Here is a 15524-nt window from a genome sequence, read left to right as displayed (position 1 = left end):
TCCCCATATCTTTACTTCATTGTGTCAAAGAAGTTATTTAAATTGTTAGCTAGTTGTGACGGGTCTTGATTGTTAACGTATTCTACTGTTAAATGATGGAACGTTTCTTCTGAAGTCCACTCTTTTTGCAACCAAACAATTTGTTGATCAGTAAATACATATTGTGTCACACCTTCTGTCTCAGGAAATCTTCCTTCTGTATCAACAGCAGTGACAGAAGTTGGTGCTCCATCAACATCATAGTATTTTTGCATCGCTTCTTTCGTTGTCATATATTCCACAAATTTATCGGCAGCTTCTTTATTTTTTGAGCTCTCTGAAACAGATAGTGCTAGGTCTGCTGCACCAACGGTCATTTCCTCACCCGCATTTTGACCAGGATACGCAAACATTCCAATTTTGAATTCGGGATTTTGATTTTGAATCGCAGGTAATGCCCAGATACCATTGGGGAAAATTAGGGCTTCTCCTTTAGCAAATGCTGAAACCGCATCATCATATGTCGCACCCGTAGCATTTTTTTGACCGGAACCATTTAATAAATCCAATTGTTCCGTCACTTTATCAAAATCTGAATTTCCAACTTTAATATCTCCCTTAGGACTATGCACGAGTGCCGCATTTGCACCTTCGAATCCTCCATTTACAGTTGCCCATGCTAATTGGTGATATCCATTTAAAGTCCATGCATCTGCTTGTGTTAGAGATAAAGCAAACGGAACTTCCTCTCCACTTTGAATTTTCTGAACAAGCTTCTCAAATTCTTTCCATGTTTTCGGTGGTTCGATCCCTAATTCTGTAAATTTATCTACATTATAGAAAAATCCCCAAGCATTACTTGTCAATGGAACAGAGTAGATTTTTTCATTAATCGCATACGTCTCTCCAGCACCTTCGGATAAATTATTTAAATACTCTTTATCCGTTAAATCTGTGAAAATATCATTTTTTGCCCACTCTTGAAAATCTGCATTTTGTGGAAAAACATTAATGACGTCTGGTACATCTCCACTAGAAATACGTGTCTTTAAAACTGTTCCAGCATCAGGTACATTTGTAAATTTGACTTTGATTTCTGGGTTTTCTTTTTCAAAATCTTGAATAATTTCATTTAACGTTCCTTGCATTTCTTTTTTCTGACTAAAGAATTCAATTTCTACTTTTCCATCATCTGCCTGTTTTCCATTTCCACAAGCTCCCAATAATAAGGCTGCCCCCAGAATTGTTATTCCATAAAATAAACTTCTGTTTTTTTTCATTTTCCATTCTCCTTTTTTTGTTTGCGCTTTCTTTTAGTAATTACATCATAACTGTTAACTAAGTTAAATGTCAATAGTTTTAGTTAAAAATAAAGTGAACAAATAGCAAGTGAACACTCTTATCGTGTTCACTTGCTATTTCAAACTATTTTTCTTTCACTTTCACGTAGAATCATTTCATAAGAAACACTAACCTGAATCGGAACCTGTCTGACCTTACTCATTAATTCCTCTGCTAAACGTACACCTAATTTCCCAATTTCTTCTGTGTGAATATTCACCGTACTTAAAGACGGCGTTAAGTACTCTGCTACCTCGATGTTATCAAAACTTACTATTGAAACATCTTTTGGAATCATAAATTGCCTTTTTTGTAGCGCTCGATAGACTCCCACTGCTATCGGATCATTGCCAACTACAATTGCTGTAGGGAGCTCTTTTTTCTCCATTAATAATTTTTCACAAGATTTAATCCCGTCTAACGTTGTCCAGCCATTAAGAAAAACAGAACAGTATTTTTCTAAGTCTTTTTCTCTCATCCAAGATTCATATGCCAATTGCCTCTGATCTTCCTCACATTCGTGCCTTTTACCTGTAGCATCTAACAATATTCTTTTTCCGCCAATAAAAGAAATATTACGGTGCCCATTGTCATACAGACGTTCTAGATGTGCATAGGTAGCAGCTTGAAAATTTGTATAGACTGCATCAATATCTTGATTGACTTGAGAATCATCAATCACAACGAGATTTGGATTACTAGCTTTAACAAGTTCAATGACAGCGGGAAGAACTTGCCCTATAATTAAAACTGAACCACAATTTTTTAAATCTTTTACATCCAGTGGTGTTTCACTTAAACGGATTGTCTTTTGTATCACTATTTTTTTACGCTCTGCTTCTAATTGAATTCCTCTACGTATACGTCGAAAATAAGGATCTTCTAATTCGTCACTCTCCGAAACTGTTGTAATTAAAATAAGATCATTCAATTTTTTTTTCTTATTCGTTGTCGTTTTTTTCTTTTTATAATTAAAAAAAGTAACTGATTCTGAAATTTTTTCCTTTGTTTCTTCTGTAACTGACAATGTAGGGTCTTCATTCAACACGCGCGATACCGTTGCAATCGATACACCTGCACGTTTTGCGACATCTCTAATCCCAGCCATAAATATCATCGCCTCTCTTATTAGGTGTTTACTAAAATATAAACACATAAATCAAAAAAAAGCAATCTTATCCCCCATAAACAAGTAAACATTTCAAATAATTTTATCTCAAGACACAACCTTCAATCCCACCGCTGCCCCAATTATCAGAAACAAGCATACCATTCGACGCCAATCTTTCGCTTCACCGTAGACAAACATCCCGACTAAAGCCCCTCCAGAAGCACCGATGCCTGTCCAAATCGCATAGGCCGTACTCATCGGTAATACTTTCATCGCTAAATTTAAAAAGAAAAAACTAGCACCAAAGCCTAGGACAAGTGCAACTAAGGATCGAATGTTCTTTTTCTCATTTAGATAATTAATGAAAGAAACACCTAACATCTCAAAAAAACCAGCGAATAGTAAGTATATCCAAGCCATCTAGTTCCCCTCCTTCTGATCCGTTAATTTCTTCAAACCAATCACGCCGACTAATAAGAGTGCCACAAAAATCACTTTCAACGGAAATAACGATTCCTTAAATAATATCGCATCTAAGAGAACTGTTCCAGTTGTCCCTAATCCTACAAAAACAGCGTAAGCCGTTCCTACAGGTAGTTTTTGTGTCGCTTTGATTAGTAAATAAAAGCTAATCACAATTGCAATGACTGTCCCCATCCATTGTATGAGATTCACAGAATGCTTTAAGCCAACGACCCAACAGACTTCAAAAAATGCCGCAACGATAATTTCAAACCAACTTCTATTCATTTCCTTCAATCCTTTCGTTTAATCAAAAAACCTGAGAGAATATTGTCTCCAATACTCTCCCAGGCTTTTATCCTTCCGCGTGACGTAATTGCTTACGCGTTTCCACTTGGACCAGACTATGCGAGGCATACGGAACCCTAGGAAATCTTTTTATTCTACTATTTTAGTATAAACGATTTTTGACTAAAAATGGCTAATGTAAGAAATTTCTTACATTACGTTAGGCAATTTCCTAGCAAAATAAGCGAAAAGATTGGCTGACCTTCTTAAAAAGGCCAACCAATCTTTTTATACCACGCTTACTAACTTTTGATTGAATAGTGATTGGGTGTTTTCCACAACGCGCTGTGCAATCTGAGCATCATTCATGGTATACAAATGAATGCCAGAAACATCTTGTGTCACTAAGTCGACGATTTGATCCACCGCATAAGCGAGTCCTGCATCTCGCAAGGCAACTGGATTGTGTTCATATTTTTCTAAAATCGCTAAAAACTTACGTGGCAAAGCCGTTTGGGTTGTTTTAATTAACCGTAAGGCTTGGTTTCGATTCACAATCGGCATGATACCCGCCAAAATGGGGACATCTATCCCTGCTAAGTCACAAGATTCTTGAAAACGATAGAATAATTCATTGTCCAAAAATAGTTGGGTAATCAACTGTTCACAGCCTGCATCGACTTTTTTCTTTAAGTTTTGAATATCTGTAATTCGATTCTTGGATTCTGGATGAATCTCTGGGTAGCAAGCACCCGTTAATTGAAATTGTGGTGCTTTTTCTTTAATGTAGCTGGTTAACTCATCTGCGTATTGAAAATCATCTTTGGGAGACATTTCTGGTAAAATATCCCCACGTAGAGCCAATACTTGATAAATCCCTCGAGCAGCCAATTGTTCTAAGACTTCATCGACTTCCTCTTTTGACAAATAGGTTGCCGGTAAATGAGCAATTGTTGGAATATGCAATTTTTGATGAATGTAACTGGCAACCTTAACTGTGGTGTTCGCCACATTATTCGTACCATTACTACACGTCACACTAATAAACGCCGGTTCTAATGCCTGCAACTGTTGCAATGTCTGGGTTAACTTATTCACTCCGACAGTTGTATTCGGAGGGAAAACCTCAAAAGATAAGCCTTGAAGCATAGACTACAGCCCCTTTCTTAGCTCTTTTACTGCTTCCGTCATATTTGCTAAACTTGCTCTTGTTTCTGGAATCCCACGCGTCTTCAATCCGCAGTCTGGGTTCACCCATACTTTTTCGAGTGGTACTTTTGTTAAAATCGTTTGAATTGTTTTCGTTATTTCTTCCACAGATGGCACTCGAGGAGAATGAATATCATAGACTCCTGGTCCGACTTGCGTCTTAAAGTTTTGACGTTTTAATTCATCAAGAATCGATAAATTGGAACGCGAAGCTTCAAAGGAAATCACATCGGCATCCATTTGATCAATTGCTGAAATAATATCGGTGAACTCGCTATAACACATGTGGGTATGGATTTGCGTACTAGCTTGTACTCGGCTATGCACCAAACGGAAAGCAGGAATCGCCCATTCTAAATACTCATCATGCCAATCGGTTTTTCTCAGTGGTAATTTTTCACGTAAAGCCGCTTCATCAATTTGAATGACTTGAATGCCATGTTTTTCTAAGTCCAAGACTTCTTCTTGAATAGCAAAGGCAATTTGTAAGGTTGACTCTCTTAAACTAATGTCTTCACGTGGGAAGGACCAATTTAAAATCGTAACTGGACCGGTTAACATTCCTTTGACAATTTTATCGGTACGGCTTTGGGCATATTCAGACCACTTCACTGTAATCGCCTGTTCACGAACCACGTCACCCCAAATAATTGGTGGTTTCACACCACGAGTGCCGTAAGACTGGACCCAACCATTTTGGCTGAATAAATAACCTGATAAGTTTTGACCGAAGTACTCGACCATGTCGTTTCGTTCAAACTCTCCATGCACGAGTACATCCAGTCCAATTGCTGTTTGCCACGCTAACCAGTCATCAATTTGGGCAGCAATATAAGCATCGTAAGTCTCTTGGTCAATCTCTTTACGGATAAACTTCGCACGGGTTTGTTTGACTTCTTTCGTTTGTGGGAAAGAACCAATTGTCGTTGTTGGAAGTACCGGTAAATCAAATTGCGCTCTTTGTAAGACTTCTCGTTCAGAAAATGCGGGTGTACGTGTGAAATCGGCCTCCGTTAATCCTGCAATTTTTTGACTTAAAGCGACATTTTTTTCAAAACGTTCTTTTGTAAATAATGTTTGATTGGCAACTAAATAGGTATCTCCTTCGCCTGCCAAAATCGCCTGTAATTCAAGTAGCTCGGTCAGCTTCTCTTTCGCAAAGGCAAAGTGCTCTTTCACTTCAGTTGGAAAGGTTTCATTTTCTGTCGTAAATGGCACATGAAGCAAGGAACAAGACGTCGACAGTACCACGTTTTCTACTGCCAGTTCTTTCAATAAATCCAAGCTGGCTTGATAGTTATTACGCCAAATGTTTTTCCCGTTGACCACACCGGCGAATAAAATTTTATCTGCTGGAAATCCCTTTTGAACGAAAGCTTTGTTTTGGATCCCTTCAATAAAGTCTAAACCAATCCCCGCAAAAGGCAGGTCGATTAAGACATCGTAAATATCACGCACATCGCCAAAATAGGTTTGTAATAAAACTTTGATGGTTGCGTCCTTTAATAATTCATCATAGATGCCTTTAAATTCTGCAATTTCTGTCTCAGCTAAATCTTTAACTAAAGCAGGTTCGTCAAGCTGAATCCATTCAGCACCTAAGTCTTTTAGTTTCACGAAGGTCTCTTGGTAGGCACTTACCAAGTCATGAATGACGGCTTGGCGGTCCACGTCTTCATCCAATTCACTTAAATGAAGCAAGGTGTAAGGTCCTACAATAACTGGACGAGTCTCAATTCCTAGTGCTTTGGCTTCTTCAAATTCATCGAAAATTTTTGTTCCGACTCGTTTGATTTTTGTACTTGCTTCGATTTTAGGCGCGATGTAGTGATAATTGGTATTGAACCATTTTTTCATTGGACGCGCTTTGATGTCTCCTTTTTCCCCTTGGTAGCCACGAGCAAGGGCGAAGTATTTATCTAAACTTGACAATTCAATCTGCTCAAGTTCAGCTGGCACTAAGTTAAATAAAAAAGCCGTATCTAAAGTCGTATCATAGAAAGAAAAATCATTACTTGGAATCGTATGGACGCCACTTTCCTTGACTAAGTTCCAATGTCTTTGACGAAGTGCTTTTCCAAATGCTTCGAGCTCTTCTACTGTTATTTCATTGCGGAAATATTTTTCCGTCGCATATTTTAATTCTCGTTGTTCTCCGATTCTTGGAAAACCGATAATGGTTGTTGTCATAGATGATTCCCCCTTGAGTTGTTAGCTAATAATCTATCATGCTTCTAAACTTTGGGATAATTGAAAAAAACAGGAGCTAGATATAGCTTAAAACTATACCCTCTGCTATAGTATGAAAAACAGGAGGGATTTTATGCGCTTAGAACAATTACTATACTTAGAAAAAATTGTCGAAAAAGGTTCGATTAACGAAGCAGCCAAAGACTTATTCTTAACCCAACCAAGTATTTCCAATGCGATTAAAGAACTCGAAAGTGAGATGGGGGTGCAGCTGCTTTTACGCAACCCTCGTGGAGTGACCTTAACGGAAGATGGCCGGGAATTTCTTGCCTATAGTCGACAAATCCTCGATCAAGTCAACTTACTTGAAGCAAAATACAAAGACAATCAACCAAGAAAACAAGCTTTTTCAGTCTCTGCTCAACACTATGCTTTCGTCGTCCATGCTTTCGTTGAGCTGATTCGAACGGTAGATACGGAAGAATATAGTTTTACCTTAAGAGAAACGGAAACAGAAAATATTTTTACTGACTTAACGAGTTTCCGCAGTGAATTAGGCGTTTTATACTTAAATTCCTTTAACCAACAAGTCATGATGAAACTTTTTAAAGAAAAGAATCTCGTCTTCACGCCTCTCTTTGATGCCAAACCCCATGTTTTTGTCAGCCGTGACAATCCTTTAACGCAAAAAAAATCCCTGACCTTAAAAGATTTGGAAGATTATCCGTATCTTTCTTATGAGCAGGGCGAAAATAATTCCTTTTATTTTGCGGAAGAAATTTTAAGTACTTGGGTGCGGAAAATGAATATTCAAGTCAGTGACCGGGCAACGATTTTCAACTTGATGGTTGGGCTCAATGGCTATACGATTAGTTCAGGGATTATTAGTAGTGAACTGAACGATGACAAGATTGTTGCCATTCCTTTAGAGTATGACGATACCATTACTCTTGGTTGGTTGAAACAAAAAAATCGCGAACTCAGCCCAATTGCCCGTTCTTACCTAACCATGCTAAAAGAACATATTCAAGGCTTTGGATTTGAGATTTATGAGGAGAAATAAGGCTACATTAACCGCTCTTGTTTTCTTAAAAGGGACTCGTTGATACTTAAGCGTTTGGGATTTATTTTTCTATGTTTTTTAGGCAGCTTGGAATGTTAGGAGGTTATTGAATCATTAGGCTGATAGAATCGTTCTGATCGCGAGTGTTAAATGATTGTTCTATCGATCCATATAAATGAATCTTCGTTATTTATTGAAAATACTAATTGTAATGATAATGTGAAATGTTTATAGTAATAAAGATATCAGTCGTTACTATTAATGTTAAGAGGAGTGGAACTAATTATGTTTAAAGCGAAAATTATTGTTATTAGTGGAGTAACAGCTGGAGGAAAGACAACCTTAATAAAAAAATTATCGAAAGATATCAAAAACTCATTTATTATATCCTTTGACGATTACAGTATAGACGCACTACCATCCGCACCGTCGCTTGACCTATTCTTAGAAGATTCTAAAAAAGCAGTGAATCAGTATGACATTCGTCCATTGATAGAAGACTTAGAAAAAGTAATCAATCAATATGATTCTATTTTGATTGATTTTCCATTTGGGTATGAGCACAATGTTTTAAAACCGTATATTGATAAAGTGATCTACTTAAAAACACCATTAGATATTGCTTTCGCTCGTCAAATAATCAGAGATTTCTCAGATAAGGATAAACAAGATATTTTAGATTGGGCAGAAACATATATTAATTATGCTCGTCCTATCTTTTTAGAACATGATCGCTTGATTTCTTCCACTGCTGACCATATTCTAGATGGAACACTAACTACGGAAATGAAAATTGAAAAGTTAAAAGAATTGAAAATGATAGAACCCCTTATTACAAAAGAGAATTGTCATTCTATCTGTTAGTGATTTAAAGCTACTGAAATCGATGATAAGCAGGATTTTTTGTGTGAGTATTCTTCAAATACGGTTGAATTTTTTTATCAGATACGACTACTGACGTATCTGATAGAGACAACTTGTCATGTTAGTTGTTTTCTTCCATATTTTACAACTTATTTAGAATATCATAATTTTAACTTGTGATTAAATGTTTAAATAAGTTATTCATGATATGATACCTATTCCGTTGTTTTTTTTTGAATAACGCTTGTACAAATAGTGATGAAAAGGGTGATGATAATTTTTCTAAAAGAATTAATATTATTGGTATTATCTGTAATAGGAGTTTATTTTGCTTATGGAATTTTTTCAGAAAATATAGGTACATTATTTAAAATTAAAAAAGAGTCAGGTATTCCAATAAGGGAACAAATTAAATTGATGTTAAACAAAAAGCCTAAAAAATAGGCTTTTTTGCTGGTATCCACGACTAAGAACTCTCCACAGTTTCGTTCTTATTTTTCATTGGTAACTTTTAGATGGATTCATCGTTTTTAACTGATCAGTGCCTTTGTTTTAAATCCTAGAGAAGAAGTTTCAGATAGAGTTACAACTTACTTAATGGGATTTCCAGTTCCAATTATAACGGATTGTAGTTTCGATGGTTTCCTTGAGAATACTCGTGACTTTGGTCATGAGAGGCTCAAACCTATTGCAGCAATTATATATACTGTCATTTCGATTTTGTTCAGAGTACTACGAAAAAATAGTTATTTAATCGCTAAGTTCACACAAGCACCCTAACAAGAAATTCGCACCTCTTTTTAGCGTACACTTCCCTTGTTGTTCAATACCCACCTTTCTTTCCACAAAAAAATTCTTCCAGTTACATGTAACTGAAAGAATTTTCTTACACTATTGATCGGTCAATTCTGCCACTAGTTTTCCTGTTGCCTCCACGCCATCTTCTGCTAGAGATGCGACAAGCTTCGAACCGACAATCACTCCATCACAGACTTGATTAAAACGGGCCACTTGTTCTCGATTGGAAACACCAAATCCTGCCAGAACAGGAATCGAACTGATTTCGGTAATAAATGCTAAATGCTCATTTAAGGAATCGCGATAGGTTTGACCGATTCCTGTTGTGCCATTGACTGTCACTGCATAAATAAATCCCTCCCCCACATTAACCAATGTTTGCATTCGTTCTTTCGTACTGGTTAAAGTCACTAATTGAATCAAAGCGATATCCGTTTTTGCTAATGGATGCAAAATGAGTTCGCGATGTTCATAAGGGACGTCTGGGATGATTAAGCCTTTCACATCCGTTGATGCTAAATCCGCTAACAATTTTTCAAAACCATAATGGAAGAAGGAATTGGCATATCCCATTAAAATAATGGGTACAGGTGCTTGCATGTTTCGCAAAAATTGGACAATTTTTTTAAAAGTGACTTGGTGTTTAAAGGCTTCTTGGGCTGCTTTTTGAATGATTGGTCCGTCGGCAACAGGATCTGAAAACGGAATCCCTAGTTCAATCGCCGTTGCGCCATTTTCAGCTAACGTATTGATTTCATCTTCTAGGCGCTCCAATCCATTGCCTCCTGCGACAATATAAGGGATAAACAACTTTTCGCCTCGATTTTTTTTCTCTTGTAAATAAACCGTTAGACTTTTCTCACTCATTGCCATCGCCCTCCATTCGTTCTTTGATTTGTTGCACATCTTTATCGCCGCGTCCGGATAAACAAAGGACAATCGTTTGGTCTTTCGTCATCGTCGGTGCGAGTTTAATCAGTTCTGCAATGGCATGGGAACTTTCTAAGGCTGGGATAATCCCTTCCGTTTGAGACAATAAATGAAACCCTTCTAAGGCTTCTTCGTCTGTCACAGCGACATATTTGGCACGCTTCAAGGAGGCTAAGTAAGAATGCTCGGGGCCCACTCCTGGATAATCGAGTCCGGCAGAAATCGAATAAGGTTCAATGACTTGCCCATCTTCATCTTGAAGTAAATGCATCCGGGCCCCATGGAGAATTCCGACTTCTCCTTTCGTCATGGTTGCCGCATGTTCCGCGGTTTCAATCCCCATACCACCGGCTTCCACACCGATTAACGCAACGGATTCGTCTTCGATAAAAGGGTGAAACAAGCCAATCGCATTACTCCCCCCACCAATACAAGCCATGGCTACATCAGGTAAACGACCTTCTTTTTCTAATATTTGACGACGGGCTTCTTTTCCAATCACACTTTGAAAATCTCGAACCATTTCTGGAAATGGATGGGGACCTAAAGCCGAACCTAAAATATAATGAGTGTCCTCTACATTGGCGACCCAGTGACGCAAAGCCTCGTTGACTGCGTCTTTTAAGGTATTATTCCCAGCGACCACACTTTCAACTTTTGCACCTAAAAGCTCCATGCGAAAAACATTTAATGCTTGACGCTCTACGTCGAATGCACCCATAAAAATCGTACATTCCATGCCAAACAAAGCAGCCGCGGTTGCCGTTGCGACTCCATGTTGTCCGGCGCCAGTTTCCGCAATAATTTTCTTTTTCCCCATTTTTTTAGCCAGTAAGACTTGACCGAGGGCATTATTAATTTTGTGGGCGCCTGTGTGGTTTAGGTCTTCTCGTTTGAGGTAAATCTTAGCGCCACCTAATTTTTGGGTTAATTGTTCTGCGTAATAAAGTGGTGTTTCTCGTCCAACGTAATCCGTTAAATAATTCGCTAGTTCTTGTTGGAAGGTCTCATCATGTTTCGAAGCTTCATAAGCGCTTGCTAATTCTTTTAAGGCGAACATTAAGGTTTCTGGAACAAATTGTCCGCCAAAATCACCATAAAATCCTTTTTCATCGGGTTGTTGATACATCTTAACACTCCTTTGCAGCCTGAATGAAGGCTTGTATTTTCGTTAAATCTTTGACACCGTTTGTTTCCACACTACTTGACACATCTACGGCATACGGGTTAAAAATCTGAATGGCTTCTTGGACATTCTCTTGGGTTAAGCCACCAGCAATAAACAATTCTTTCTCTCTGAGTCTTTCGCGTCCTTCTGCCGAAATCCCATGCCAGTCAAAGGTTTTTCCATTGCCCCCTGCGTAAATCTCATTGGTTGTCGGGGCGTCTAGTAAAATAAAGGAAGTAGAGGAAGTCTTTAATTCCTGGACCAGTTTCCGACTCTGACCATCAAAACTTTGAATAATCGATACCGGACTCTTTCGAAGCACCTCTTCATGAAGGATCCCATGAATCTGCAGAGCATCCAGAGAAACCATCTGCAGTGCTTCCTCGATTTCAGCCCAAGTTGGCGAAACAAATACGCCCACAAGCTTGACGGTCTCTGGCACCTTTTTCGTTAACTGATAAACCGTTTCTGGTGTCACTTGACGTTTGCTTTTTGCAAAGACAAAACCAAGATAATCGGCTCCGGCCGCTACCGTACCATCGACAATGGCTTGATCCATTAAGCCACAAATTTTCACTTTCGTCATAAGCGCGCCACTTGTAAACCCAGTGCTGTTTCTTTGATGTTTGTGGCACGCATCAAGGTTTCACCAACTAGCACTCCATCATAGGATTTTGCCACTCGGACAACGTCTTCTGGTGTTTTAAACCCTGATTCGCTAATGTAGAGCACATCGCTTGGTTTTTGCGCTAACTTTTCACTTGTTTCAATAGATACTTCAAAGGTTTTTAAGTTACGATTGTTCACTCCGATAATTTTTGCACCTAAGGCTTGAGCGATTGCCAGTTCTTTTTCATCATGGGTTTCCACAAGTACCTCTAATCCCAAAGCCAAAGCCTCTGTATATAATGTTTTTAAATGCTCCTCTTTCAAAGCGGCAACAATCAGTAAAACCATGCTTGCTCCGGCATTTTTTGCCCGAATTAATTGTTTTTTCGAAAGGATAAAATCCTTACAAAGTAACGGCACATCCACGACTTCGCTAATTGCTTTCAAATCATCGATGGTCCCTTTAAAAAAGAGCGCATCCGTTAATACAGAAATCCCACTCACTCCTGCAGTTTCATATGCTTTTGCTTGTGTTAAAATATCAAGTCCGGTATTAATCTCTCCTTTGGATGGAGAAGCTCGTTTGATTTCTCCTAGTAAATGAACTTTTTCTGGCTGACTTTTCACCCTTTCGTAAAAAGAAGGACGCTTTTTCTTTGCTTGAATTTCTTCCAAAGGCATTTTTTCAATTTCCACGATTTTTTCACTCAAAATTTTATCTAAAAAACTCATTTTTTCTCCTCCTAATTTTGGGCCTGTAACAAAGCTTGTAATTTCCCTAAGGCCGCCCCTGATGCGATACACTCTCGAGCCAAACGAAATCCTGCGGCTAAATCCGTCACTTTACCATTGGCATAAAACCCTAGTCCTGCATTTAGGACGACGGTTTCAAGATAAGGAGAAGATTGATTTTTTAGGACTTGCAATAAAATCTCCGCATTCTCTTTTGGCCCCCCACCGACAATCGCCTCCATCGGAATAGACGTGAAACCATAGTCTTCAGGCAGCAATTCAAACTCGCGTACTTTCCCTCCTTGTAACATGGCGCAACGAGTGATTCCAGATAAGTTGGCTTCATCCATCCCGCCTGCTCCATGGAGAACGATTGCTTGCTTGCGGCCGAGTGCACCGAGTGTTAGAGCGGTCTCAACGATCGTCTCTTCGGCATAAGTTCCCATCAACTGGGTTTCTAATTTGACCGGATTAATTAATGGACCAATCAAATTGAAAATCGTCGGGGTTGCGAGTTCTTGTCGAATTTTCATCACGGCTTTCATGCTGGGGTGCATGGCCGGCGCAAAGAGAAAAGCAATCCCGACCTCATGTAACAACGCCCCTAATTTTTCCGGAGTGGCATCTAAACGGACCCCTAAATATTCCAAGGTATCCGCACTTCCTGAGCGACTAGAAACACTGCGATTTCCGTGTTTCGCCATGGGAATGCCCCCTGCTGCTAAAACAAAAGCTGCTGTCGTGGAAATATTAAAACTATTGGAATGGTCTCCGCCAGTGCCACAATTATCCATGGAATGAAAAGGTGCATTCGAAATTGTCACGGCTTTTCCTTGCATGACTTGGGCGAGGGCGGCTAATTCTGCCTCGCGAACTCCCTTATATTTTAGAGCAATAAGTAACGCCCCGAGTTGTCCTTCTGAAAGTTCCCCATTAAAAATTGTTTCTGCGAGGGTTGTCATTTCATGGAAAGTCAGATGTTCCCCTCGATACAATTGTTCCAAGATTTTCTTCATTTTATCGCCTCCAATTTTCTCCTATCGCTCAACTTCTAAGAGTGCTTTGGCTTTTTGTAAGGTCTCGAAATATTCGGTGGTTGGATCTGATGCCGCCACGATTCCTGCCCCTGCTTGTACGTAAGCCATTTGATTTTTTAAAACTAAGGTTCGAATGCCTATCGCAAAGTCCGCTTGGTTATCTTGGGAGAAATACCCCACCGCTCCGGCATAAACACCGCGTCTAACAGGTTCCCATTGATAAATCCGCCTCATCGCGGCATTCTTTGGTGAACCACTCACCGTGCCTGCTGGTAAAGTCGCTTTTAAAGCATCCATGGCAGTCAGTCCTTTTTTCAATCGACCTTCCACCAAAGAAACGATATGCATCACATAACGATATTTTTCAATCGCCATATACATCGGAACCCTCACGCTATTTGCTTCGGAAATTTTGGCTAAATCTTCCTTGCCTAAGTCAATTAACATGAGATGCTCGGCTCTTTCTTTCGGGTCATTCAGCAATTCTTCTGCTAATGCTTGATCTTCGGCTTTCGTGGCCCCTCGCTTTCGCGTGCCAGCAATTGGATTGGTTGTCACCTTATCCCCTTTGACTTGGAGGAGACTTTCAGGCGATGCACCAATGATCTTTGTTTCTTCATTAAAATCCAAATAATAAAGATAGGCAGACGGGTTGGATAGGCGCAGTTGACGGTAGTAATCAAAGGGATTTTGTTCCAATTTTCCTTTTAAACGTTGAGAAGGAACCACCTGTAAAAGCTCCCCTTTTTCGATACATGCTTTGGCTTCTCGAACGACCTTTTCAAAAGTCTCTTGAGTAAAGTTGCTTGTAAATTCTAAATTTTCTCGCTTAAGCGGTGCTTGCTCTTCTGGTGTGGGAGTTAGTAATTCCCTTTCTAAGAGATCTAGCTGACTTGAGAGTTCCGCCTCACTACATTGGCTATAGGTGTTTTCAAGGACTAAAGTCACATTTTCTTTTTGATGATCGAAAAGGACAAATCGTTCAAACAAGAGCAAATCAAGGACAGGAAGATTGAGCTCGTCATAGGGTAATGCACCAATATCTTCATAAGAGGCGACAATGTCATAGCCAATATAACCAATCGCTCCTCCCTGAAAGGGCAAGGCTTCTAATTTTGTCCCTTCTTTTAAGACATATCTTTCAACTTCTTTTAAAGGATCGGTGACTGGATAGGATTGCTTTTCCTGTGTCTTTTTATTGGTGACAATCAAGTTTTCTCCTTGATACTGTAATTCTAAAACGGGATCGTAGGCAATAATCGAGTAACGACTGGTTTCTTTTTCTCTTGGTATACTTTCAAGTAAACATTTATTTTCTCCTCGAATCCGTAAAAATGCCGATACCGGGGTTAAGCAATCACCATTTAGCTGTTTCATTTTTCTCATTTTCCACTCACTCCTTTAATAAAATAAAAAAAGCCCTCAAACAAATGCACACTCAGCATCTGTTTGAGGGCGAACATACGCGGTACCACCTCAATTAAGAAAAGAATTTCTTCCTTTCTCTTCTTTCCAAACTGTCAAGCAACAGTCGCACTCTGTATCGGGAGTTCCCGGAATCCCCTACTTCGTTTCAAGGATTCTTCTACCAAGCCCATTCATTAATCACAACGTGCCTGCTTCTCACCTTTGGCAGACTCTCTGGAAACATTGCTTTCCTTAACTACTCTTCTTGGATATGATTTTTCTATTCATTTGTTCAATAAAAAAAAGCCCTCAACCACACAAAATCACTGTATGGTT

Annotated in this window: 14 protein-coding genes, 1 riboswitch and 2 other annotated features (1 of these 17 cut by a window edge); of the genes, 2 read left to right on the top strand and 12 right to left on the bottom strand. The window is 39.1% G+C overall.

Features of this window, described 5'->3' with window-relative positions; all coding sequences use genetic code 11:
- Window positions 1-11: 11 nt before the first annotated feature.
- The 6 genes from ACYSNO_RS07155 to metE form a co-directional block, all read right to left on the bottom strand.
- Complete coding sequence (locus ACYSNO_RS07155; protein ID WP_461730384.1) at window positions 12-1259, bottom strand: ABC transporter substrate-binding protein; 1248 nt, start codon at window positions 1257-1259, stop codon at window positions 12-14.
- Window positions 1260-1399: 140 nt separating this feature from the next.
- Complete coding sequence (locus tag ACYSNO_RS07150) at window positions 1400-2428, bottom strand: LacI family DNA-binding transcriptional regulator (RefSeq protein ID WP_461730383.1); 1029 nt, start codon at window positions 2426-2428, stop codon at window positions 1400-1402.
- Between the two features lie 108 nt (window positions 2429-2536).
- Window positions 2537-2851, bottom strand: coding sequence for a DMT family transporter (locus ACYSNO_RS07145; protein ID WP_461730382.1), 315 nt, complete (start codon window positions 2849-2851; stop codon window positions 2537-2539).
- Entirely contained in the window at window positions 2852-3181 is a 330-nt protein-coding gene (locus ACYSNO_RS07140) for a DMT family transporter (RefSeq protein ID WP_461730381.1), read from the bottom strand.
- Window positions 3182-3235: 54 nt separating this feature from the next.
- Window positions 3236-3333, bottom strand: a riboswitch (guanidine-I (ykkC/yxkD leader).
- Between the two features lie 136 nt (window positions 3334-3469).
- Entirely contained in the window at window positions 3470-4330 is an 861-nt protein-coding gene (gene metF / locus ACYSNO_RS07135; protein ID WP_461730380.1) for a methylenetetrahydrofolate reductase [NAD(P)H], read from the bottom strand.
- A 3-nt stretch (window positions 4331-4333) separates the two neighbouring features.
- Window positions 4334-6580 carry a 5-methyltetrahydropteroyltriglutamate--homocysteine S-methyltransferase gene (gene metE / locus ACYSNO_RS07130; RefSeq protein WP_461730379.1) on the bottom strand — a complete coding sequence of 749 codons (2247 nt, stop codon included), beginning with the start codon at window positions 6578-6580 and terminating at the stop codon, window positions 4334-4336.
- Between the two features lie 133 nt (window positions 6581-6713).
- Between metE and ACYSNO_RS07125 the strand changes: the two genes are divergently transcribed.
- Window positions 6714-7643, top strand: coding sequence for a LysR family transcriptional regulator (locus ACYSNO_RS07125; protein ID WP_461730378.1), 930 nt, complete (start codon window positions 6714-6716; stop codon window positions 7641-7643).
- A gap of 285 nt (window positions 7644-7928) precedes the next feature.
- Window positions 7929-8507, top strand: a complete 579-nt coding sequence (locus tag ACYSNO_RS07120; protein WP_461730377.1) for a nucleoside/nucleotide kinase family protein — start codon at window positions 7929-7931, stop codon at window positions 8505-8507.
- A gap of 891 nt (window positions 8508-9398) precedes the next feature.
- Here the strand turns inward: ACYSNO_RS07120 and trpA are convergent.
- The 6 genes from trpA to trpE are packed head-to-tail and all read right to left on the bottom strand — an operon-like array spanning window position 9399 to window position 15167.
- Window positions 9399-10172 (bottom strand): tryptophan synthase subunit alpha, encoded by a 774-nt coding sequence (gene trpA, locus ACYSNO_RS07115; protein WP_461730376.1) that lies wholly within the window; start codon window positions 10170-10172, stop codon window positions 9399-9401.
- Window positions 10165-11364 (bottom strand): tryptophan synthase subunit beta, encoded by a 1200-nt coding sequence (gene trpB / locus ACYSNO_RS07110; protein WP_461730375.1) that lies wholly within the window; start codon window positions 11362-11364, stop codon window positions 10165-10167. The genes trpA and trpB overlap by 8 nt, the downstream gene beginning before the upstream one ends.
- Window position 11365: 1 nt before the next feature.
- The gene (locus ACYSNO_RS07105; protein WP_461730374.1) at window positions 11366-11989 is read right to left on the bottom strand and encodes a phosphoribosylanthranilate isomerase; all 624 of its coding nucleotides are present in this window, start codon (window positions 11987-11989) and stop codon (window positions 11366-11368) included.
- A complete protein-coding gene (trpC, locus tag ACYSNO_RS07100) occupies window positions 11986-12744 on the bottom strand; it encodes an indole-3-glycerol phosphate synthase TrpC (RefSeq protein ID WP_461730373.1) in 759 nt (252 codons plus the stop codon). The genes ACYSNO_RS07105 and trpC overlap by 4 nt, the downstream gene beginning before the upstream one ends.
- An 11-nt stretch (window positions 12745-12755) precedes the next feature.
- Window positions 12756-13760 (bottom strand): anthranilate phosphoribosyltransferase, encoded by a 1005-nt coding sequence (gene trpD / locus ACYSNO_RS07095; RefSeq protein WP_461730372.1) that lies wholly within the window; start codon window positions 13758-13760, stop codon window positions 12756-12758.
- A 21-nt stretch (window positions 13761-13781) separates the two neighbouring features.
- Window positions 13782-15167: an anthranilate synthase component I gene (gene trpE, locus ACYSNO_RS07090; RefSeq protein ID WP_461730371.1), complete on the bottom strand. Its 1386-nt coding sequence runs from the start codon at window positions 15165-15167 to the stop codon at window positions 13782-13784.
- A 62-nt stretch (window positions 15168-15229) separates the two neighbouring features.
- Window positions 15230-15469: a binding site (T-box leader), on the bottom strand.
- Between the two features lie 52 nt (window positions 15470-15521).
- Window positions 15522-15524: a binding site (T-box leader), on the bottom strand; it runs 234 nt beyond the window's last position.

The organism is Enterococcus sp. LJL98 (assembly GCF_054871745.1).
This window is presented reverse-complemented; position numbering and strand designations above follow the sequence as displayed.

What these genes read in the sequence shown, in the direction of transcription:
- ACYSNO_RS07155 (WP_461730384.1), bottom strand. Translation starts at nt 1,259, where the DNA reads ATGAAAAAAAACAGAAGTTTATTTTATGGAATAACAATTCTGGGGGCA.
- ACYSNO_RS07150 (WP_461730383.1), bottom strand. Translation starts at nt 2,428, where the DNA reads ATGGCTGGGATTAGAGATGTCGCAAAACGTGCAGGTGTATCGATTGCA.
- ACYSNO_RS07145 (WP_461730382.1), bottom strand. Translation starts at nt 2,851, where the DNA reads ATGGCTTGGATATACTTACTATTCGCTGGTTTTTTTGAGATGTTAGGT.
- ACYSNO_RS07140 (WP_461730381.1), bottom strand. Translation starts at nt 3,181, where the DNA reads ATGAATAGAAGTTGGTTTGAAATTATCGTTGCGGCATTTTTTGAAGTC.
- metF (WP_461730380.1), bottom strand. Translation starts at nt 4,330, where the DNA reads ATGCTTCAAGGCTTATCTTTTGAGGTTTTCCCTCCGAATACAACTGTC.
- metE (WP_461730379.1), bottom strand. Translation starts at nt 6,580, where the DNA reads ATGACAACAACCATTATCGGTTTTCCAAGAATCGGAGAACAACGAGAA.
- ACYSNO_RS07125 (WP_461730378.1), top strand. Translation starts at nt 6,714, where the DNA reads ATGCGCTTAGAACAATTACTATACTTAGAAAAAATTGTCGAAAAAGGT.
- ACYSNO_RS07120 (WP_461730377.1), top strand. Translation starts at nt 7,929, where the DNA reads ATGTTTAAAGCGAAAATTATTGTTATTAGTGGAGTAACAGCTGGAGGA.
- trpA (WP_461730376.1), bottom strand. Translation starts at nt 10,172, where the DNA reads ATGAGTGAGAAAAGTCTAACGGTTTATTTACAAGAGAAAAAAAATCGA.
- trpB (WP_461730375.1), bottom strand. Translation starts at nt 11,364, where the DNA reads ATGTATCAACAACCCGATGAAAAAGGATTTTATGGTGATTTTGGCGGA.
- ACYSNO_RS07105 (WP_461730374.1), bottom strand. Translation starts at nt 11,989, where the DNA reads ATGACGAAAGTGAAAATTTGTGGCTTAATGGATCAAGCCATTGTCGAT.
- trpC (WP_461730373.1), bottom strand. Translation starts at nt 12,744, where the DNA reads ATGAGTTTTTTAGATAAAATTTTGAGTGAAAAAATCGTGGAAATTGAA.
- trpD (WP_461730372.1), bottom strand. Translation starts at nt 13,760, where the DNA reads ATGAAGAAAATCTTGGAACAATTGTATCGAGGGGAACATCTGACTTTC.
- trpE (WP_461730371.1), bottom strand. Translation starts at nt 15,167, where the DNA reads ATGAGAAAAATGAAACAGCTAAATGGTGATTGCTTAACCCCGGTATCG.